Consider the following 22,032-nt stretch of genomic DNA (forward strand, 5'->3'; position numbering starts at 1 on the left):
TACTATTCCTGTTCTGGGTCACGCAAGTAATACCCTACCCCACGTCTAGTTACAATTAAAGTAGGATGACTTGGATTATCTTCAACTTTTTCGCGTAAACGACGTACTGTTACGTCTACTGTACGTACATCTCCAAAATAATCATAACCCCAAACTGTTTGTAATAAATGTTCACGAGTCATAACTTGACCTAAATGCTTCGCTAAATAATGTAGTAATTCAAATTCACGATGTGTAAGCTCAATGCTTTCTTCACGCTTCGTTACACTATAAGCGTTCGAATTGATAACGATTGGTCCAATAACCATTTCGGTATTTTCTTCTTTCTCTGCAGCACCACCCTGCTGATGGCGACGTAAATTTGCTTTCACACGAGCAAGTAACTCCCTCGTACTAAATGGCTTCGTTACATAATCATCTGCCCCAAGCTCAAGCCCTAATACTTTATCAATTTCAGAGTCTTTTGCTGTAAGCATAATAATTGGCATTTCTGAGCTTTTACGTATTTCACGACATACCTCTAAACCGTCTTTTCCCGGTAACATAATATCTAATAAAACCATATCTGGCTGTTCTTCATTTGCTTTTTCAATCGCCTCATCACCATCATGCGCCATTACAATTTCAAAACCTTCTTTTTCTAGGTTGAACTTCAAAATATCCGCAATCGGCTTTTCATCATCAACTACTAAAATTTTCTTTCCCATCATCGTCTATTTCCTCCTTATAAAAATATGATCAATAATCCTCAAACATATTGGTGTTTCTATAGTATGTTCCTATATGACAACAATCTTAGTCTAAGTATTTCTCCTCTATTCTCATAGACTCATGTATCATCCACTTTTACACGGAATCCTATACGATCTATAGAAAAACCTCTAGCTTCAACTGCTAGAGGCTCCTCATTCTATTGTAAAATAACTACCCACTTTTGTAAAACTGGACAAAATAAAAAGGATATTAAGTGGGCCCACTTAATATCCTGAGAGTGGCTCGGGACGGAATCGAACCGCCGACACGAGGATTTTCAGTCCTCTGCTCTACCGACTGAGCTACCGAGCCAAAACTATATATAAAACCACTAATGGTGGTATAAACAAAAGTGGCGGTCCCGACCGGGGTCGAACCGGCGATCTCCTGCGTGACAGGCAGGCATGTTAACCACTACACCACGGGACCAAAAATGAACATAAAAAAACATGACCCGTACGGGATTCGAACCCGTGTTACCGCCGTGAAAGGGCGGTGTCTTAACCACTTGACCAACGGGCCACGAAAAATAAAATGGTGAGCCATGAAGGATTCGAACCTTCGACCCTCTGATTAAAAGTCAGATGCTCTACCAACTGAGCTAATGGCTCATACTCACCAACGTCATATTTTCGTGACGACAAGACATATCATAACATGTTATCTTTCATTTTTGCAATACCTTTTTTTTTTTTTATAAAAGATAAGAAAAAACTCATGAAAACATGAGTTTTTTCTTAAAAGAATCAATTTTTTATATCAATTAAGCTTCGTATACATTACGAACGATATTTGTTTGATTACGATCTGGTCCAACTGAGAACATAGATAATTGGATTCCTGTTAATTCAGAAACACGCTCTACGTATTTTCTTGCATTTTCAGGAAGTTCATCTAATGATTTCATAGCAGTAACATCTTCTGTCCAACCTGGAAGCTCTTCATATACAGGCTCACATTTCGCTAAAATGTTTAAGTTAGCTGGAACTTCATCGATAACTTCGCCATTGTATTTGTAAGCAACACAAATTTTAAGAGTTGGGATACCTGTTAATACATCGATAGAGTTTAATGATAAGTCTGTTAAACCACTAACACGACGTGCATGTCTTACAACAACGCTATCGAACCAACCTACGCGGCGCGGACGACCAGTTGTTGTTCCGTATTCACGACCAACTTCACGAATTTGATGACCGATTTCATCATTAAGTTCCGTAGGGAATGGACCATCACCTACACGGCTTGTATATGCTTTACATACACCTACAACGCGAGTAACTTTCGCAGGACCAACTCCAGTTCCAACTGTTACACCACCAGCAATTGGGTTAGAAGATGTAACGAATGGATACGTACCGTGGTCAATATCAAGCATAACACCTTGTGCACCTTCAAATAATACACGATGATTGTTATCTAGTGCATCATTTAATACGACAGATGTATCGCATACATACTGTGCGATTTGTTGTCCGTATTCGAAGTACTCTTCAAAGATTTCTTCTACGCTGAAACCTTCTGTATCGTACATTTTTTTAAACAAACGATTTTTTTCCACTAAATTGCGCTCAAGCTTCTCTTTAAATGCTTCACGGTCTAAAAGATCAGCCATACGGATACCAATACGAGCAGCTTTATCCATATATGCAGGACCGATACCTTTTTTCGTTGTACCGATCTTGTTATCACCTTTACTCGCTTCTTCTAACTCATCTTGTTTTAAGTGATAAGGTAAAATAACGTGCGCACGGTTACTTACACGTAAATTATCAGTACTTACACCACGATCGTGTAAGTATTTTAACTCTTCAAGTAATGCTTTCGGATCTACTACTAAGCCATTTCCGATTACACAAATTTTCTCTTTATAGAAAATACCAGATGGAATTAAGTGTAATTTATATTTAACTCCGCCGAAAACAATTGTATGTCCCGCGTTATTTCCACCTTGATATCTTGCAACTACTTCCGCATGCTCAGAAAGAAAATCAGTGATTTTACCTTTTCCTTCGTCGCCCCATTGTGTTCCTACAACTACTACTGAAGACATTATTAAAGCACCTCCGCAATTTTCAAACGATCTATTCAAACAATATAATTGTACCAAAACAGAAAAAGAAGTCAACCAAAAAGCGAACATTTTTTTATCGAAAAACGTTTTCGTTCGTAAGAATTACATATTCACCTTATGAAAGCCCTATCTTTCATATAAAAAAAAAGAAACACATCTTATTATAAGAAATGTGTTTCTTTTTTATACTGCCTTTATGCGTGCGGTGCATGTCCATCCTCAAAGCGGCGTTCTAAGTTGACGAATTTATTAAATTCCTTAACAAACGCAAGCTCTACTGAACCTACTGGACCATTACGTTGTTTTGCAATGATAATTTCAATTGTATTTTTATTTTCTGTTTCACGATCATAGTAATCTTCACGATATAGGAAGGCCACAATGTCAGCATCCTGCTCGATACTTCCTGATTCACGAATGTCAGACATCATCGGACGTTTATCTTGACGAGATTCTACACCACGAGATAACTGCGACAAGGCGATAACAGGTACTTGCAATTCACGTGCAATCCCTTTTAATGTACGAGAAATCTCAGATACTTCCTGCTGACGGTTTTCTCCTGATTTCCCACTTCCTTGAATAAGCTGTAAATAGTCAATCAAAACCATCCCAAGACCTTGTTCTTGCTTTAATCTACGACATTTTGCTCGAATCTCATTTACTTTAATCCCTGGTGTATCATCAATATATATACCAGCATTAGAAAGGCTACCCATCGCCATTGTTAATTTCGCCCAATCATCAGAAGTTAATGAACCGGTACGAAGTCTTTGCGCATCAATATTTCCTTCTGCACAAAGCATACGCATAACAAGCTGATCAGAGCCCATCTCCAAACTAAAAATCGCTACATTTTCATCAGTTTTCGTCGCTACGTTTTGTGCGATATTTAATGAAAATGCAGTTTTCCCCACCGACGGACGCGCTGCTACGATGATTAAATCATTTCGCTGAAAACCCGCGGTCATCTTATCTAATTCAGTAAATCCAGTTGGTATCCCAGTAACTTCACCTTTTTGATTATGCAAAAGTTCAATTTTATCATAAGCATCTACAAGAACATCTTTAATGTTTTGGAATGCTTTTGCATTTGTTTGATGTGATACTTCTAATATTTTTTTCTCAGCCTCATTTAAAAGGCCATCCACATCATCTTCTCGCTCGTATCCATCCGATACAATATGAGTTGCCGTTCGAATTAAACGACGTAAAAGTGCCTTCTCAGCGATGATGCGTGCATAATATTCTACGTTAGCAGCTGTTGGAACAACTTCTGCTAATTCTGCTAGATAAGAAACCCCACCAACTTCTTCTAGTAACCCTTGATCAGCCATCGCTGATGTCATTATTACTAAGTCGATTGGTTCTCCCTTATCAGACAACCCAAGCATGACTTCAAAAATCTTTTGATGTTTCGTTCGATAGAACGAGTCAGGTAGCAACAGCTCTGATGCTGACGTTAATGCATCTTGATCAATCAATATAGCCCCTAAAACCGCCTGCTCTGCTTCTATATTATGCGGAGGGGTACGATCAGCCAGTACATCACTCATGCGCAATCCTCCTTGCTTAATTTATTTTTATTGTTCACTAACATGAACTTTTACTGCCGCTGTTACTTGCGGATGCAATTTTACAGTGACTTTTGTATAACCTAATGCACGGATTGCATCGTCCATTTCAAATTTACGTTTATCAAGTTTAATCTTGTGTGATTTTTGCATTGCATCTACAATTTGTTTGCTTGTAATAGAACCAAATAAACGGCCACCTTCTCCAGATTTCGCCTTTAATTCTACAGTTAATTTCTCTAATGTTTCTTTTAATTGTTTTGCACTTTCAAGCTCTGCTGCTGCATCTTTTTCCTCTTTGCGCTTTTGAGCATCTAAAGTTTTCATACTGCTGTTTGTCGCTTCGGCAGCTAACCCCTGTTTTAGTAAGAAATTATTTGCATAACCATCTGGTACGTTTTTTATTTCTCCTTTTTTACCTTTACCTTTTACGTCTTTTAGAAAAATTACTTTCATGATTGTGTGCCTCCCTGTAAATAGTCATCAATAACAAATTGAAGCTTCTCCTCCGCTTCATCTACTGTAACATTTTTCATTTGTGTGGCTGCATTTGTTAAGTGCCCGCCACCTCCTAAATTCTCCATAATTAGCTGTACATTCAATTCACCTAAAGATCTACCACTAATTCCAATGAAATTTTCTCCACGTTTTGCAATAACAAACGATGCAATGATACCTGTCATTGTCAATAATGTGTCTGCTGATTGTGCAATAAGTACTTGGTCATAATATTCATCACCATCAACTTTAGCAATCGCAATTCCATTTTTATAAATGTACGCATTTTTAATGGCTTTTGCAACTCGTAAATACTGACCCATATCTTCTTTTAAAAGTTCTTGTACAACTACAGTGTCTGCGCCATGCGAGCGTAAATAAGAAGCGGCATCAAAGGTACGAGCGCCTGTACGGAATGTAAAACTTTTCGTATCAACAATAATACCAGCTAACAATGCCGTTGCTTCTAACATTGTCATCTTTAAATTTTTCGGTTGATACTCAAGTAACTCTGTAACAAGCTCTGCCGTTGAAGAAGCGTACGGTTCCATATAAACAAGTAATGGATCTTCAATGAAATCTTCTCCACGGCGATGATGGTCAATAACCACTACATTTTCAATCTTATGTAACAGTTTTTCCTCCATCACCATTGAAGGTTTATGCGTGTCAACAACAACAAGTAATGAATCATCATTTGCAAATTCCATCGCTTGCCCTGGTGTAATAAAGTGTGACCATAACTCTTCATTTTGTTTCACTTTATCCATCAAACGCTTGATTCCTTTATCAGAATCATTTTCATCTAATACAATATATCCTTTGCGCTCATTTAATTGAGCTACCTTTAAAATACCAATCGCCGCACCAATCGCATCCATATCAGGGGCTCTATGCCCCATTATAATGACATTACTGCTTTCTAATACTAAATCCTTTAATGCATGCGAAATAACTCTAGCACGTACACGAGTACGCTTTTCGACCGGATTCGTCTTGCCACCGTAAAACTTAACTTTACCCGTTGCTTGTTTAATAGCTACTTGGTCTCCTCCTCGTCCTAATGCAAGGTCTAAACCAGATTGAGCCATCGCTCCAAGCTCCGCTAAAGGTAAATCACCTGAGCCAACACCAACACTTAATGTAAGTGGTATATTCCTTTTTGATGTTTCTTCACGCACTTGATCCAAAATACTAAATTTCCCTTTCTCCATTTGCGCTAAAATACTTTCATTTAGTACAACGAAGAATCTTTCTGAAGATGCACGTTTCAAATATGCACCATACTTAACGGCCCATTCATTTAGACGTGACGTCACAAGACTTGTTATATTCGTACGTAATTGATCATCTAACCCTTGTGTAACTTCATCGTAATTATCTAAATAAATAACAGCCAAAACAGTGCGCTGATCCTCATACATTTTTTCAATCTCTGTTTGCTCAGTTACATCAAAAAAATAAATTAGTTTTTCTTCTTTCCTTACAAACACACGGAACTTCCGACTATTTAAAGATACTATATCATCAGAAGTCTCTCCTTTAATAAAAAGGAGTAATGTTTCTGATACATCGTACAGATGCCACCCAGCTAATGCGTGTTGCCCCAAACATGAAGACAAGTAAGGATTTGCCCAATCAATCCCATACTCCTTATTGTATAACAATATACCGATTGGCATCTGGTTGAATGCTTCGTTACTCACTTTTTTTACCCTAGTAATCATATCTGTCGTATACTTTTCAAAGTTCCTTTGAAAGGTAAGTTCAAATCGTATAACTAAAAAGAAAACGATGCTAAAAACCAAAAAGGAAGATATCCCCATAATTAAGTGGAAATAACAGAGAATCGAGATTAGCACCAACACAAAAAATGCCAATACGTAAACAGGATATAAAAACCACTGTTTCTTATAAAATTCAGGCATGTATACAACTCCTATAAAGTAAAACTAACTCACCTTCCAGTTAGTTAAACAAATTAAAATAGTGTAAGGAATATTATTTTATTCCCCTATTTTAGAACGCAATGAAATCCCTAAATCAATTATACCTAAGATTGTCACAAGAGGAAACAGCATTGGAATAAACATACATACAATAAAACTAATAATAGGAATACCCCTCGTAAAACCTTTTCTGTGTGCTAAAAAGGTGATAAACGTTAATCCTTGCAATACGAGCAGCAAAGCAAAGATTACATATAGGTTAGAAAATACCATATGTAAATATGATGTTGGTTCTACTTTTATAAAAGTTGCTAACAAAATAAATATGACGTAATACCAGACAATACTCTTTGGCAATTGTATATCTTTAAATTTAGGCCAAGGTGTAACGTCGTGCTTTAACTTTCTCAAAACACTACCTGATATTAGCACTGTGATCCAAGAAAAACATACAGAAAATAGTACAAGTATACTTGGAAATAACGTCTGTAATATATCATTCATTTGTGCAAATAACTCTTTTTGTTCCTTACTAACTGGCATACCAGCAGCAGTTGCTATCTTTTCACTTTGCGCCATACTTTCACTAAATATATTTTGCATTTGCTTCATTAAATCTATGTTGAAAAATTTTATACTTCCAACATAAATGAGCATCATACCAATTAAATATGCAAGCGTTCCAGCTATCAATATCTCCACTGGTTTTTTCCCTTTTTTATACATATACCCTAATACAACACCTATTAATCCAAACATCACTGTCTTTATGAGACTAATCGGCTGACTCACAATAACTGTAATAAAAAGTGCCGCTACAAAAATAACGAGTATATTAGATAGTTTATGTCTTACTGTTAATAATATAAATGGTAACGGCAACACAAACGTTACCATTGTACCTAAAATCGGAACATACATAGATATAAGCAACAAAATTGCATATATAGCCAATAACGCTGCACCCTCAGTAATAAATCTCGTGTTTTTCATCATTCAACCTCTCTCTCAAAAAAGAAAAGCATAGCAAAATGCACAGTAGAGTCCGACTCTACTGTGCATTTCATACGCTATTATTCACCAACATATGGTAAAAGTGCCATTTGACGAGCACGTTTAATTGCAACTGTAAGTTTGCGTTGGTATTTCGCGCTTGTTCCTGTTACACGACGTGGTAAAATTTTACCGCGCTCAGAAACGAAACGTTTTAATAAATCAACATCTTTATAGTCAATGCGAGTGATGCCGTTAGATGTGAAGAAACACACCTTACGACGTTTCGCACGTCCACCTTTGCGTCCTGCCATGTCTATTCCCTCCATTCTTTGTTAAAAATATCCAATTCATACCATTAAAATGGTAAATCGTCGTCCGAAATGTCAATCGGTTGACCAACATTCGAAAATGGATCGTCATTCTTCGTAAATCCAGTGTTACCTGAGTTACCTGAGTTACCTGAGTTACCTGAGTTACCCGGATTACTAGATTGACCAAATGGGTTAGAGCTTTGGTTACCGAAACCAGCTCCTGATGGTTGCTGATTGAATGAACCACGTTGCTCCCCACCGCCATTACGCGGCTCTAAAAATTGTACGCTCTCCGCAAGAACTTCTGTTACATATACACGTTTACCATCTTGTCCATCGTAAGTACGAGTTTGAAGACGTCCGTCTACGCCTGCTAAGCTACCTTTTTTCAAATAATTTGCCACGTTTTCTGCTTGTTTACGCCATATTACACAATTAATAAAGTCAGCTTCACGCTCACCTTGTTGATTCGCAAATGCGCGATTCACAGCTAACGTAAAAGTAGCTACTGCAACACCATTGGGCGTGTAACGTAAGTCAGGGTCCTTAGTTAAACGACCAACGAGGATAACACGATTCATCAATCGAACCACTCTCCCTATATATCTTAATTATTTTTCTTCTTCTTTAACAACGATATGACGAAGGATATCTTCGTTGATCTTAGCTAAACGGTCGAATTCGTTAATCGCTTCTGAATTAGAGTTCACCTTTAAGATCATGTAGAAACCTTCACGTAAGTCGTTGATTTCGTAAGCTAAACGACGCTTACCCCACTCTTTTGTGTTAATGATTTCTGCACCATTGTTTGTTAAAACACCTGCGAAACGTTCAACTAAAGCTTTTTGAGCTTCTTCTTCAACGCCAGGACGAATGATGTACATAATTTCGTACTTTCTCATTACACTTTCACCTCCTTTTGGTCTAAACGGCCCATAATGGGCAAGGAGCAATTAATTTATAGTAATTACTCACGAGTTTAGATTATATCATAGTAAGTTATATGAATCAACTCACCAATACGTAAAAAACTTGGCAAACATATAATATATTTGCCAAGTTCATATCTTTATTTTTCCTAGGAAATATTAAATTAAACGTTAAAGCGGAAGTGCATAACATCTCCGTCTTTTACGATATACTCTTTTCCTTCTAAACGTACTTTACCAGCTTCTTTTGCAGCTGTCATAGAGCCATTTGTCATTAAATCATCATAAGAAACTGTTTCCGCACGAATAAATCCACGCTCAAAGTCCGTATGAATAACACCAGCACATTGTGGTGCTTTCATACCTTGTTTAAACGTCCATGCACGTACTTCTTGCACACCAGCTGTGAAGTAAGTAGCAAGTCCTAATAAGTCATATGCAGCACGAATTAATTGATCTAAACCAGATTCTTCAATACCTAGTTCTTCAAGAAATACTTTCTTCTCTTCCTCATCTAACTCAGCAATTTCTGATTCAATTTTTGCACATACAACAATTACTTGTGAATTTTCATTTGTTGCAAATTCTTTTACCATTTGTACATATTTATTGTCAGAAGGATCCATAATATCATCTTCACTTACGTTTGCTACGTACAGCATTTCTTTCGTTGTAAGTAAATGAAGGCCTTTAACAATCTTCATTTGCTCTTCTGTAAATTCAACAGTACGAGCTGGTTTTCCCTCTTCAAAAGCTTCTTTTAAACGAACTAAAATTTCATGCTCATATACAGCTTCTTTATCTTTTTGTCTTGCTAACTTCGCAACTCGTTCGATACGTTTATCAACAGATTCCAAATCCGCTAAGATTAGCTCTAAGTTGATTGTTTCAATGTCATCAATTGGATCTACTTTTCCTGAAACGTGCGTAATATTTTCATCTTCAAAACAACGAACAACTTGGCAAATTGCATCTACTTGACGAATGTGAGATAAGAATTTATTTCCTAATCCTTCACCTTTACTTGCACCTTTTACGATACCTGCGATATCAGTAAATTCAAATACAGTCGGAACAGTTTTTTTCGGTTCTACCAATTCCGTTAATTTATTTAAACGCTCATCTGGTACTTCTACAATCCCTACGTTTGGATCGATTGTACAGAATGGATAGTTCGCAGATTCTGCTCCTGCTTGTGTAATTGCATTAAATAAAGTGGACTTCCCTACGTTAGGTAATCCAACAATCCCAGCCGTTAATCCCATATTTTTCACTCCTATGTCTCAATCTTTCATCATTATAGATAGTAACGAAAAAAATGACAAGTTTCCACCAAATGAAAAAAGGCAACGGCTGTCTACTGCAGCTGTTGCTTTTTCACTATTCTTCATGCTTCACAAGTATTTTTTTTACCTTGCGATCAAACTCTCTTCGAGGAATCATTACCGAATGGTCACACCCCTCGCACTTAACGCGGATATCCATTCCCATACGAATAATCTTCCAGCGATTTTCACCACATGGATGGGCTTTCTTCATTTCCACAACATCGTACAAGTTATATTGCTTTTGCTCCATTCTCTAAATCCCTCCCACTATTAAATTGCTTTTTCACTAACTAATTCTTCGCGACTATATAAAACCATACGTGGGTATGGAATTTCAATCCCATGTAAATCAAGACGATTTTTAATCTCTTTGCGAAGAGCCCTCGCAATAACTGCATGCTGCATCGGCTCAACTTCAGCAATAACACGTAATACAACTTCAGACGCTGCCAGTGTTTGAACACCTAGCAATTGAGGTGTTGTTACCATTTTCTCATATTTTTCTGGTAATTCCACTAATAAATCTTCAATAACTTGCTCCGCTCGTACTATATCACTTTCATAAGAAATAGATACATCAACAAATGCTACACTATTACTAACGGAAAAGTTCGTTACTTGTACAATACTACCATTTGGTATTATATGAATTTCACCTGTCCAGCTTTTCATCTTCGTTGTACGTAGTCCAATTTCCAAAACAGTTCCTTCAAATTGACCTATTCTTACATAATCACCTACTGAAAATTGATCCTCTAACAAAATAAATAATCCTGTAATAACATCTTTAACTAAACTTTGTGCACCAAAACCGACTGCTAAACCAATTACCCCAGCACCGGCTAATAGACCTGACGCATTAATATCAAACACACCTAAAATTGCAATTAACATAATGAACATAACAACGTATGCCACAATATTTTCAAGCAACTTCGCTACCGTAACTGTACGACGTTCTGAAATTTGAATCGGCGAACGGCTTCCCATACGAAACGCATTTCGTACAATTGCCCTCGCAACTCGCACAACGATTGCACCAAGTATTAAAATAACGATTATTTTTAGTGATTTCACACCTATATTCGTCCAATCAATGGACTCAAACCATTTCAACGCTACATCCATGTCCCTCTACCTCTCCAGCTAAAATTTCTTTTTAGTTATCCTTATTATTGTATCAGAACTCTCTCTGATTTCTGAAAAAAAATTATGACTTTAATTCCATTTGTTAACTTCCATTCAGGTATAAAATGAAACGAATATATATATACTAGTACTATTATTTCTGTTTTCATTCACAGTTTGCAAAAAGTATGCACTTATAATTTTCCATTTCAGACACCATATAACATATTGTGAAAATTTATCAAAAGGATGGGTGCTTCATGAATATTAGAAGTTTTCGCTTACCTTTTTTTGAAAAAGAAACTCAAAATGTTATGCATCATGACTTAGAAGCCTCTGAGACAATCAGCAATTTCTTACTTTCCCATATTCCCATTAAGACTAATATACCACTCATTCTCGTTTGTATCGGAACAGACCGTTCCACCGGTGATGCACTTGGTCCATTAGTTGGTACTAAACTAGAACAAATTGAAATCAAAAACCTTCAAGTGTTCGGCACACTAGACGAACCAATACATGCACTAAACTTAGAAGATAAAATTCAGAATATACAGAAAGAAAATCCTACTTCATTTATTATTGCTGTTGATGCATGTTTAGGAAAATCTCAAAGTATCGGTTCTATAACTACCGGAAAGGGGCCCAGTAAACCTGGAGCTGCGATGAATAAGAAATTACCTGAAATTGGTGATTTGCATATTCATGGCATCGTAAATTTAAATGGTTTCATGGAGTTTTTCGTACTTCAAAATACAAGACTAAGTTTAGTCATGAAGATGGCTGATGTAATTGCACAAAGTATAAAAGAAACAGACCAAAAATTATCTGCATTAAAAAAAGCAAACCATCTATAAACAATAAGATGGTTTGCTTTTTAATTTCCCTTTGATAATAATTCTAAAATTCGATTTAAGTCTTCTTTATTAAAAAATTCGATTTCGATTTTACCTTTTTCTTTTTTCGTTTCTTTGATCTTTACATCCGTACCAAACTTTTCTCTTAAAAATGTTTCACGCTCTACAAAAAATATATTTCTTTCTTTTTTCACTTGTTGTGTTTCACGTGAAACACGTTGATTAATTTCCTGGACAATTTGTTCCAATTGGCGAACATTCAGTCCTTCTTTTTCAATTCGCTTCAATAAAGATTTCAACTGTTCTTCATCTTTTATTGTAAGTAAAGTTCTTCCATGAGCCATTGAAAGCTGACCGTTTGCAATCATATCTTGAACGAATGAAGGGAGGCTTAACAATCGAGTATAATTTGCGATATAAGGCCTGCTTTTACCAAGACGTTTTGCTAATTGTTCTTGTGTTACATTTAGCTCGTTCATTAACATCTGATATGCCATTGCCTCTTCCATAGGATTTAAATCTTCTCGTTGTAAGTTTTCAAGCAAAGCAAATTCCATCATTTGCTGCTCATTTAATTGCCTTACGACAGCAGGCACTTTCTCAAGTCCGGCCTCTTTAGCAGCACGATATCTTCTTTCACCTGCAACTATTTCATATCCTTTAATACTCTTTCGAGCAATTAACGGTTGCAATATACCGTGCTCTTTAATAGAAGCCGCTAATTCCTGAATCGCTTCTTTATTGAAATGTTTACGTGGTTGATATGGATTCGGCCTTAATTCAGTTACTATAATCTCCTGAATCGTTTCTTCTTCTTTCACATCTAAATCTGGAAAAAACACATTGATTCCTCTTCCTAATCCCTTAGCCACCTGCAATCACTTCCTCTGCTAAATCTAAATATACTTCTGCTCCTCTTGATTTAGCGTCATACTGCATAATTGGTTTTCCATGACTTGGTGCCTCACTTAAGCGAACATTACGAGGAATAATCGAACGATATACTTTATCCCTAAAGTATTTTTTCACTTCATCTATAACTTGAATTCCTAAATTTGTACGAGCATCCAACATCGTTAACAATACACCTTGAATTGCTAAATTTTTATTTAAATGCTTTTGCACAAGTCGAACTGTATTTAATAGCTGACTTAACCCTTCCAGCGCGTAATATTCACACTGTACAGGAATAATAACAGAATCTGCTGCTGTTAATGCATTAATCGTTAATAATCCTAAGGATGGGGGACAGTCAATAATAATATACTCATATTCATCACGAATTGGCTGTAATGCTCTTTGCAAGCGTACTTCCCGGGAAATGGTTGGTACCAATTCAATTTCAGCACCAGCCAATTGAATTGTAGCGGGTAGAACATCTAAGTTTTCAGTTGCGGTTTTCCGTATAACGCCTTGAACATCTGCATCTTCCACAAGAACATTATAAATACATTGATCTAATTCAGACTTTTCAATTCCTACACCAGTCGTTGCATTTCCTTGAGCATCAATATCTACGAGAAGGACTTTTTTTCCTACTTGTGCCAATCCAGCCCCTAAATTAACGGATGTTGTTGTTTTTCCAACACCGCCTTTTTGATTAGCGATAGCAATGATTTTTCCCACGATGTCACCTACTTTCAACCTTTCTTATTCTAGAAACAATTACTTTTATTGTAACATGAAATAAAAGTTTTTCTTTTACGTCCTTATTAAACTTCAAAATTTATTTCCAAACTCCTTCTTGCTTTAACAAGAAAATATAGTAAAAGAGACCTCTCCAATAGGATAAGGTCTCTAGCACGTAATTATTTTTTCTTCGGAATTTTAATCGTAATTTGATAGTATTCATCGAACTCTTCTTCCGCAGAATTAACATTCAAACCACTGTTAGCAACCATTTGTAATGATTGTCTAATTGTGTTCATAGCAATTCTTGCATCTCGACTTACTGCTTTTTGCTTCGCTTTGCGCTTTGGTTTTACTTCTTCTAGTAACTTTGCAATTCGTTCTTCTGTTTGCTTTACATTCAATTGCTTCTCCACAATCTCTTGTAAAACCTTCAGTTGTAATTCCTCATTTTTCAAAGGAATAAGGGCGCGAGCATGCCGTTCTGTAATACTTTTTTCTAATAATGCACTTTTGATTTCTTCAGGCAATTTTAATAATCGCAATTTATTTGCGACTGTCGATTGTCCTTTTCCAAGTCGTTGTGCCAATGCTTCTTGTGTTAAATTATGTAACTCAATCAGCTTTTGATATGCCACAGCTTCCTCAATTGCTGTTAATTCCTCACGCTGCAAATTTTCAATTAACGCTACAGAAGCTGTCTCAGTATCATTTAAATTCTTTATTATTGCAGGAACTTTTTCCCACCCTAACTTTGTTGCTGCGCGGAAACGCCTTTCCCCGGCAATAATCTCGTACTTATCATCCTCATACTGTCTCACAACAATCGGCTGGATAAGCCCATGTGTACGAATCGTTAATGCTAGCTCCTCAATACGTGCATCGTCAAAAACTGTTCGTGGTTGATAACGGTTAGGGGTAATGTTTACTATCGGAATTTCCTGTATTTCTTCATATACCTTTTTAGCTATTTCTTCATGGCTTTCGTCTTGTAATTCGAATTCGCTCTCTTTATCTCCAAAGCCAAATAAACGAGAAAACGTATTTTTCATACATATTCCACCACCTTTTAGGCCTATTGACTGTTCTACATAAAATGTTTCCTATGAAACATTTACGTTTTCATTTATATAATTTAATCTTACGTCTAATAAGATTTATTTTTCAATAGGTAATTTATTGGGCGTTCCCGGTTTGCGTGGATATTTCTTTGGTGTCTTGCGCTTTTTCTCGATTAATAAAATATTACGCTCACTTTCTTCAAACGGTAATTGGAACGTAGACATTTCTTTCAATTCTCCGCCAAGTACCTCTAAAGCATATTTGCCATTTTCGATTTCTTCGTTCGCCGCTGCACCTTTCATTGCAATGAATGTTCCCCCTACTTTTACAAGTGGTAAACATAGCTCACTTAATACAGAAAGACGTGCAACTGCACGTGCCATTACAATATCGTATGCTTCACGTACACCTTCTTTTTTCCCAAATGTTTCAGCACGATCATGACAAAATGCAACATCACTTAATTCTAACTTTTGCGCTAAGTGATTTAAGAAATTAATACGTTTTTGTAATGAATCTACAATTGTTACTTTTAAGTGCGGGAAACAGATTTTTAAAGGGATACTTGGGAAGCCAGCTCCTGCTCCAACATCACAAATAGAAAATGGTTTCGAAAAATCATAATAAAAAGCCGCTGTAACAGAATCAAAAAAGTGTTTTAAGTATACTTCCTCTTTCTCCGTAATAGCCGTTAAGTTCATTTTTTCATTCCACTCTACTAACGTTTCAAAATAGATTTCGAACTGCTCTAACTGTCTAGAAGAGAGGGAAATACCCTTCTCTTCTAGCATAGATTGAAATTGTTCTATGTTCATCTAGCAATATCTCCTTACTATTTATTGGTTCGATACTCGTGCAATTTTTCCTTGTTCAATGTAAATAAGCAAAATAGAAACATCAGCTGGATTTACGCCAGAAATACGTGAAGCTTGCCCCATCGAAAGTGGACGAACATCTTTCAATTTCTGTCTCGCTTCTGTGGCAAGGCTAGAAATCGCATCATAATCAATATCCACAGGGATTTTTTTATTTTCCATTTTCTTCATACGTTCTACTTGCTGTAAAGATTTCTCGATATATCCTTCATACTTAATCTGAATTTCAACTTGTTCTGTAATTTCATCATTTAATTCTAATTCACTTGGTACTAAAAGATGAATATGCTCATATGTCATCTCTGGACGACGTAATAAATCACTTGCACGTATTCCATCTTTCAATTCGCTTCCACCAATACTACGAATTAATTCTTGAACTTCAGGACGCGGTTTAATAAAAATACTCTCTAACCGTTCCTTTTCCTGTTCAATTTGTAGTTTTTTATTTGTAAATCTCTCATAACGATCTTCTTTAATTAAACCAATTTCACGCCCAACCTCAGTTAGACGAAGATCTGCATTATCATGGCGTAATAATAAACGATATTCTGCACGAGACGTTAATAAACGGTATGGTTCATTTGTGCCTTTTGTTACAAGATCATCAATTAAGACACCAATATATGCATCAGCGCGACCTAAAATAACTTCTTTTTTACCTAAAGAACGACACGCTGCATTAATTCCAGCCATAAGCCCTTGTCCTGCCGCTTCTTCGTAACCAGAAGTTCCATTAATTTGTCCTGCTGTATATAAATTTTTAATTTTTTTCGTTTCAAGTGTTGGCCATAGTTGAGTTGGTACAATTGCATCATATTCAATTGCATAACCCGTACGCATCATTTCAACATTTTCCAGGCCAGGAATTGTTCTAAGCATTGCACGCTGTACATCTTCTGGTAAACTCGTCGATAAGCCTTGTACATATACTTCTTGCGTATTACGTCCTTCTGGCTCTAAGAAAATTTGATGACGTGGTTTATCATTAAATCTTACTACCTTGTCTTCAATTGAAGGGCAATATCTAGGCCCTGTTCCTTTAATCATACCAGAATACATAGCTGAGCGATGTAAGTTTTCATCTATTAAACGATGTGTTTCTGTACTTGTATACGTTAACCAACATGGAATTTGATCCATAATGAATTTTGTCGTTTCAAAAGAGAAAGCACGTGGCTTATCATCACCTGGTTGAATTTCTGTTTTACTATAATCAATCGTATTACTGTTTACACGCGGAGGTGTACCTGTTTTAAATCTAACAAGATCAAAACCAAGTTCCTCTAAGTGTTCAGATAACGTAATAGATGGTTGCTGATTATTTGGACCACTTGAATATTTTAAATCTCCCATAATAATCTCACCACGTAAAAATGTTCCCGTTGTAATTACAACTGTTTTCGCTGTGTATTCGGCACCAGCTTGCGTAATTACCCCTTTACATACACCATCTTCAACAATTAAACGCTCTACCAGACCTTGAAACAACGTTAAGTTTGGTGTTTCTTCAATTGTTTTCTTTAACTCATGCTGGTAAGAGAATTTATCAGCTTGTGCACGAAGCGCACGTACAGCTGGTCCTTTACCCGTATTTAACATACGCATTTGAATATGTGTTTTATCAATATTGCGTCCCATTTCTCCGCCTAATGCATCAATTTCACGAACAACAATCCCTTTTGCTGGTCCACCAACAGAAGGGTTACATGGCATGAACGCTACCATATCTAAGTTAATTGTTAACATTAATGTTTTTGAGCCCATTCGTGCTGCCGCAAGACCAGCTTCACATCCTGCATGACCTGCACCGATTACTATGACATCATATGAACCGGCATTGTATCCCATTGTTTATTCCTCCTAATAACCTCTATCTTACTAAATCATCTCTGATTAAAGTTTTACTTTATTTTCCTAAACAAAATTGAGAGAACAATTGGTCAATTAAGCTTTCATGGACAGTATCACCAGTAATTTCACCAAGTATTTCCCACGCTCTTGTTAAATCAATTTGAACCATATCAATCGGAACACCATTTTCTATCGCTTCAATTGCATCATTAATTGTTCTTCCTGCTTGTGTTAACAATCCGATATGTCTCGCATTAGACACGTATGTCATATCCGCAGAATCAATTGTTCCTTCAAAGAATAAATCAGCTATTGCCTTTTCAAGCTCATCTATTCCTTGCTCCTCAATTAAAGATGTTGTAATAACACGATTGCCTACCGCTAAATCTGTAACACGTTCCATATCAATTTCTTGCGGTAAATCTGTCTTATTTACAATGACAATGAAATCTTTTCCTTGTACGGCACGGAATAGATCCTCATCTTCATTTGTTAAAGCCTCGCTATAGTTCACTACAATTAACACTAAGTCTGCTTGGCTCATCATTTCCTTCGAACGCTCTACACCAATTCGTTCAACAATATCTTCCGTTTCACGAATTCCGGCTGTATCTATAAGTTTAAGTGGTACACCACGCACATTAACGTACTCTTCAATAACATCACGAGTTGTTCCTGCAATATCAGTTACAATTGCCTTTTTCTCCTGAACAAGACTATTTAATAGCGATGATTTCCCAACGTTAGGTCTACCGATAATCGCGGTAGAAATGCCTTCACGTAAAATCTTTCCTTGCTTCGATGTTTCTAATATCTTTGCAATTTCAGCACGGACATGTGTAGCTTTCTCAATTAAAATATTATGCGTCATCTCTTCTACATCATCATATTCTGGGTAATCTATATTCACCTCAATATGAGCTAATGTTTCTAATATTTCTTGACGCAGATGGCCGATTAATTTAGATAATCGTCCTTCCATTTGGTTAATCGCTACATTCATAGCACGATCTGTTTTCGCGCGGATTAAGTCCATAACAGCTTCTGCTTGTGACAAATCAATACGTCCATTTAAAAAAGCACGTTTTGTAAATTCACCAGGCTCTGCCAGTCGTACTCCTTGTGCTAAAATAAGCTGTAATACTTTATTTACCGAAACAAGCCCACCATGACAGTTAATTTCTACTATATTTTCACGCGTAAAAGTCCTTGGTGCGCGCATAATGGATACCATAACTTCTTCAATAACTTGATTTGTATCTAAATCGACAATATGACCATAATGAATTGTATGAGAAGAAACCTGTGTTAAATCCTTCCCTTTAAAAATACGATCGACTTTCTCAATCGCATCATCCCCACTTACTCGAACAATGGCAATTGCACCTTCCCCAAGTGCTGTGGAAATTGCGGCAATTGTATCAAATTCCATGTTCTTTCACCTCACTTGCTTATTTATCTCTATTTCAACATGAATTTTTTCCGTCACTAAATTATTAGGATACCATAACGAACCTATCTACAAAAGAATAATAACTCATTTTATTATGTCCTTATGTAAAAAACACTAAACTTATTCACAGTGGATAAATCTAGTGTTTTTTAGTTATCCACATTTATTTTCTCCTCAAAAAAACCGGCACTCAATTGAGTAACCGGTCACTTGGAAGATATTACAACATACCGATGTGGTTCTTTCCCTTCAGAAGTTGTAATGATATTTTGATGATTAGATAATGCTTGGTGAATAATTTTTCGTTCAAAAGAAGGCATTGGTTCTAGAACAACTCTTTTTTTCGTACTCACTACTTGTTTTGCCAATCGATAAGAAAGAGATTCTAACGTAGTTTTTCTTTTACTACGATAGTTTTCAGCATCCAGTGTAATACCAATATATTGCTTTGTATTACGATTCGCAACAAGTTTTGTTAAATACTGTAAAGAATTCAACGTATTACCTCTTTTACCAATTAAAACACCAATGTTTTCACCAGAAATTGTAAATTCAACTTCGCGTCCTTTTACAATTTTTCTAATCTCAACTTCCACACCCATATTTTGAATAACATTTTTTAAATATTCTTCACATTCTTGGATTGGATCTTTTTTCAATACAACTTCTACTACAGCGAGGCGATTCCCAAATAAACCTAGGAATCCCCTCTTACCCTCATCGATAATATTTATATCTACTCGATCTTTCGAAACATTTAATTGTCTTAAAGCATCTTGTACTGCCAGCTCGACTGTTTGTCCTTTAGCAGTAATTATACTCACTTGCTTGATCCTCCTGCCTTACTAGCCTTAATTTCAGGCCCTTTGATCATATACATTTGAGCGATACCAAAGATATTACCAACTACCCAGTACAATGATAGTGCTGCTGGGAAGTTAATTGCAAAGACTAAGATCATAATTGGCATAAGCCAAATCATCATTGCCATTTGCGGATTTTGCCCAGCCGTTCCTGCCATTGCAAGCTTTTGCTGAATAAAAGTCGTAATAGCCGCAACGATTGGAAGGATATAGTAAGGATCTGCCTGTCCTAAATCAAACCATAAAAATGTATGTTTACTAATTTCTGCCGTTCTCATAATCGCATGATAAAAAGCAAATAGGATAGGCATCTGAACAAATATTGGTAAACATCCTGCTAATGGATTTACACCATTTTTTTGGTACAACTGCATCATTTCTTGTTGTAATTTTTGTTGTGTTGCTTGATCTTTTGAGCTGTACTTTTCTTTTAATTTCACCATTTCTGGTTGTAACGCCTGCATTGCTTTCGTACTCTTCGTTTGTTTAATCATTAATGGTAATAATGCAAAACGAATGATAAGAGTTGTAACAACGATTGCTAAACCATAATTACTACCAAATAAATTTGCAAAATACGTGATTAACTGAGAAAGCGGGTATACGAAATATTCATTCCAAATCCCAGTGCTTTTCGGTGTAATCGGCTGATTTGTTTCACTACAGCCGGTAGCGATTGCCATTAGCATAATAACCATGGCTAATAAACCTATTTTCTTTTTCAAAGCCTGCTCCTCCTTGTTTCGGTATGTATATAGTGTAATTCATTTCCTTACGCTACTTTTTTATTCTTTTCATACCAGAGCGTTTAAAGACATGAATTAAGCTTTTCTTTAACTCTTCATATGTCATCTCTGCACAAGGCTTCCTTGCTATTATAACAAAATCTTTTCCAGAATCTATCTCATCTTTTAATTCTATAATCGATTGGCGAATCATACGCTTAATTCGATTACGAACTACTGCATTTCCTATTTTCTTACTAACAGAAAGACCAATGCGAAAATGCGGCTGTTTTTCTTTATCTAATTTGTATACAACAAACTGGCGATTGGCATTCGATTGTCCTTTTTGGAAAACAGCCTGGAATTCATCATTCTTTTTTATACGATTTTTTTTCTTCATATCATTTGACACTCCTGTATCTCATCAGCAGAAACTCATTATTATTAGAAAAAAAGACCACTGAACGATCAGTGGTCTACGCAGATAATACTTTTCTTCCTTTACGACGACGAGCTGCTAGCACTCTACGTCCGTTTGCTGTGCTCATACGGCTGCGGAAACCATGTACTTTGCTGCGCTTACGTTTATTTGGTTGGTAAGTTCTTTTCATTATATGACACCTCCCTGAGGAATATCTGTTAAAGACAGTCTAATAAATTATAGTAAATCAAATAGGAAAATGTCAATGGTTCTCGAAATTTTCATCAAATATTCATTTTTAACCTATTCACACACTTTTTCACAGTCCCTATATTTCCTTGTGGATAAATATATTTTCTCTTTTTTGTATCCACAAACTCTTTTTTTACTTTTACACAGTATATCGTATTGTGGACAAGTTTATTCCACAAGGTATTGATTTTGTGGATAACTTTCTTAAATTCATTGCTATAGCTGCTTTTTTTTGATATTATAGTTGTGTTTTCACTTTGAATAAGTTTTCCACACCTTTATTTTATCCACAATTTGTGTATAACATGTGGATAGTTTAAATCACATGTGGGTAAATAGTTGTCCACATTTGTTTTTTTGTCGAAAACTCTATCTCGGATACTAACGACGTTTTTATATTTTAAAATACGTTTCGTATAAATATGCATTAGAAATATTTACAGGTTGTACAATTGTTGCGCAACCTTATTCTTTTACCATCTTTGTAAAGGAGGGACACCT

23 protein-coding genes and 4 tRNA genes are annotated in these 22,032 nt (G+C 36.2%); 1 reads left to right on the forward strand and 26 read right to left on the reverse strand.

All coding sequences use genetic code 11. From position 1 onward, the window contains the following. Positions 1-2 precede the first annotated feature (2 nt). The 16 genes from walR to MHI07_RS25955 all read right to left on the reverse strand — a co-directional run bounded on the left by walR (position 3) and on the right by MHI07_RS25955 (position 11,540). On the reverse strand, positions 3-710 hold the full coding sequence (gene walR / locus MHI07_RS25880; RefSeq protein ID WP_002089942.1) for a cell wall metabolism DNA-binding response regulator WalR: 708 nt from the start codon (positions 708-710) through the stop codon (positions 3-5). A 282-nt stretch (positions 711-992) separates the two neighbouring features. Beyond that, positions 993-1,065, reverse strand: a tRNA-Phe gene (locus tag MHI07_RS25885). 41 nt (positions 1,066-1,106) lie between these two features. Next, positions 1,107-1,182, reverse strand: a tRNA-Asp gene (locus MHI07_RS25890). Positions 1,183-1,203: 21 nt separating this feature from the next. Next, a tRNA-Glu gene (locus tag MHI07_RS25895) sits at positions 1,204-1,275 on the reverse strand. Between the two features lie 13 nt (positions 1,276-1,288). Next, positions 1,289-1,364: transfer RNA gene (locus tag MHI07_RS25900), tRNA-Lys, on the reverse strand. A 152-nt stretch (positions 1,365-1,516) separates the two neighbouring features. After that, on the reverse strand, positions 1,517-2,806 hold the full coding sequence (locus tag MHI07_RS25905; RefSeq protein WP_340826851.1) for an adenylosuccinate synthase: 1,290 nt from the start codon (positions 2,804-2,806) through the stop codon (positions 1,517-1,519). Positions 2,807-3,021: 215 nt separating this feature from the next. Beyond that, a complete protein-coding gene (gene dnaB / locus MHI07_RS25910; protein ID WP_002113222.1) occupies positions 3,022-4,383 on the reverse strand; it encodes a replicative DNA helicase in 1,362 nt (453 codons plus the stop codon). A gap of 27 nt (positions 4,384-4,410) precedes the next feature. Then, entirely contained in the window at positions 4,411-4,857 is a 447-nt protein-coding gene (gene rplI, locus MHI07_RS25915; RefSeq protein WP_002144568.1) for a 50S ribosomal protein L9, read from the reverse strand. After that, a complete protein-coding gene (locus MHI07_RS25920) occupies positions 4,854-6,827 on the reverse strand; it encodes a DHH family phosphoesterase (protein WP_340826852.1) in 1,974 nt (657 codons plus the stop codon). The genes rplI and MHI07_RS25920 overlap by 4 nt, the downstream gene beginning before the upstream one ends. Positions 6,828-6,905: 78 nt before the next feature. Next, entirely contained in the window at positions 6,906-7,841 is a 936-nt protein-coding gene (locus MHI07_RS25925) for a YybS family protein (RefSeq protein WP_340826853.1), read from the reverse strand. Between the two features lie 80 nt (positions 7,842-7,921). Next, positions 7,922-8,155, reverse strand: a complete 234-nt coding sequence (gene rpsR, locus MHI07_RS25930) for a 30S ribosomal protein S18 (RefSeq protein WP_000918874.1) — start codon at positions 8,153-8,155, stop codon at positions 7,922-7,924. 44 nt (positions 8,156-8,199) lie between these two features. Then, complete coding sequence (ssb, locus tag MHI07_RS25935; protein ID WP_078180432.1) at positions 8,200-8,739, reverse strand: single-stranded DNA-binding protein; 540 nt, start codon at positions 8,737-8,739, stop codon at positions 8,200-8,202. Positions 8,740-8,766: 27 nt separating this feature from the next. Next, complete coding sequence (gene rpsF, locus MHI07_RS25940; protein ID WP_002144565.1) at positions 8,767-9,057, reverse strand: 30S ribosomal protein S6; 291 nt, start codon at positions 9,055-9,057, stop codon at positions 8,767-8,769. A gap of 191 nt (positions 9,058-9,248) precedes the next feature. Next, positions 9,249-10,349 (reverse strand): redox-regulated ATPase YchF, encoded by a 1,101-nt coding sequence (gene ychF / locus MHI07_RS25945; RefSeq protein ID WP_002113228.1) that lies wholly within the window; start codon positions 10,347-10,349, stop codon positions 9,249-9,251. 115 nt (positions 10,350-10,464) lie between these two features. Next, positions 10,465-10,662 (reverse strand): DUF951 domain-containing protein, encoded by a 198-nt coding sequence (locus tag MHI07_RS25950; protein ID WP_000436054.1) that lies wholly within the window; start codon positions 10,660-10,662, stop codon positions 10,465-10,467. Positions 10,663-10,682: 20 nt separating this feature from the next. Next, positions 10,683-11,540 (reverse strand): mechanosensitive ion channel family protein, encoded by an 858-nt coding sequence (locus MHI07_RS25955; protein WP_016106799.1) that lies wholly within the window; start codon positions 11,538-11,540, stop codon positions 10,683-10,685. A 260-nt stretch (positions 11,541-11,800) separates the two neighbouring features. On the opposite strand from MHI07_RS25955, the gene yyaC reads away from it, so the two are divergent. Next, positions 11,801-12,397, forward strand: a complete 597-nt coding sequence (gene yyaC / locus MHI07_RS25960) for a spore protease YyaC (RefSeq protein WP_204209716.1) — start codon at positions 11,801-11,803, stop codon at positions 12,395-12,397. 20 nt (positions 12,398-12,417) lie between these two features. Here yyaC and spo0J read toward each other — a convergent pair whose 3' ends face one another. From spo0J to rpmH, 10 genes are all read right to left on the reverse strand, one after another. Next, positions 12,418-13,269, reverse strand: coding sequence for a stage 0 sporulation protein Spo0J (gene spo0J / locus MHI07_RS25965; protein WP_171902578.1), 852 nt, complete (start codon positions 13,267-13,269; stop codon positions 12,418-12,420). Continuing rightward, positions 13,262-14,023, reverse strand: a complete 762-nt coding sequence (gene soj, locus MHI07_RS25970; RefSeq protein ID WP_002113231.1) for a sporulation initiation inhibitor protein Soj — start codon at positions 14,021-14,023, stop codon at positions 13,262-13,264. Before soj ends, spo0J begins: the two co-directional genes overlap by 8 nt. A gap of 182 nt (positions 14,024-14,205) precedes the next feature. Then, the gene (gene noc, locus MHI07_RS25975) at positions 14,206-15,078 is read right to left on the reverse strand and encodes a nucleoid occlusion protein (RefSeq protein WP_002016471.1); all 873 of its coding nucleotides are present in this window, start codon (positions 15,076-15,078) and stop codon (positions 14,206-14,208) included. A 105-nt stretch (positions 15,079-15,183) separates the two neighbouring features. Beyond that, positions 15,184-15,903, reverse strand: coding sequence for a 16S rRNA (guanine(527)-N(7))-methyltransferase RsmG (gene rsmG, locus MHI07_RS25980; RefSeq protein ID WP_002089956.1), 720 nt, complete (start codon positions 15,901-15,903; stop codon positions 15,184-15,186). A gap of 21 nt (positions 15,904-15,924) precedes the next feature. Beyond that, positions 15,925-17,814: a tRNA uridine-5-carboxymethylaminomethyl(34) synthesis enzyme MnmG gene (mnmG, locus tag MHI07_RS25985; RefSeq protein WP_002159664.1), complete on the reverse strand. Its 1,890-nt coding sequence runs from the start codon at positions 17,812-17,814 to the stop codon at positions 15,925-15,927. A 58-nt stretch (positions 17,815-17,872) separates the two neighbouring features. Then, the gene (gene mnmE / locus MHI07_RS25990; protein WP_002034990.1) at positions 17,873-19,249 is read right to left on the reverse strand and encodes a tRNA uridine-5-carboxymethylaminomethyl(34) synthesis GTPase MnmE; all 1,377 of its coding nucleotides are present in this window, start codon (positions 19,247-19,249) and stop codon (positions 17,873-17,875) included. 227 nt (positions 19,250-19,476) lie between these two features. Next, complete coding sequence (jag, locus tag MHI07_RS25995; RefSeq protein ID WP_002113234.1) at positions 19,477-20,094, reverse strand: RNA-binding cell elongation regulator Jag/EloR; 618 nt, start codon at positions 20,092-20,094, stop codon at positions 19,477-19,479. Next, on the reverse strand, positions 20,091-20,858 hold the full coding sequence (gene spoIIIJ / locus MHI07_RS26000) for a YidC family membrane integrase SpoIIIJ (protein ID WP_002144555.1): 768 nt from the start codon (positions 20,856-20,858) through the stop codon (positions 20,091-20,093). The genes jag and spoIIIJ overlap by 4 nt, the downstream gene beginning before the upstream one ends. A 52-nt stretch (positions 20,859-20,910) precedes the next feature. Continuing rightward, on the reverse strand, positions 20,911-21,258 hold the full coding sequence (gene rnpA / locus MHI07_RS26005) for a ribonuclease P protein component (protein ID WP_002089963.1): 348 nt from the start codon (positions 21,256-21,258) through the stop codon (positions 20,911-20,913). A 76-nt stretch (positions 21,259-21,334) separates the two neighbouring features. Continuing rightward, positions 21,335-21,469: a 50S ribosomal protein L34 gene (rpmH, locus tag MHI07_RS26010; protein WP_002068706.1), complete on the reverse strand. Its 135-nt coding sequence runs from the start codon at positions 21,467-21,469 to the stop codon at positions 21,335-21,337. Positions 21,470-22,032: the final 563 nt, after the last annotated feature.

It is taken from the genome of Bacillus sp. FSL H8-0545, from assembly GCF_038006105.1.
In the GTDB taxonomy this organism is placed as follows: domain Bacteria; phylum Bacillota; class Bacilli; order Bacillales; family Bacillaceae_G; genus Bacillus_A; species Bacillus_A cereus_U.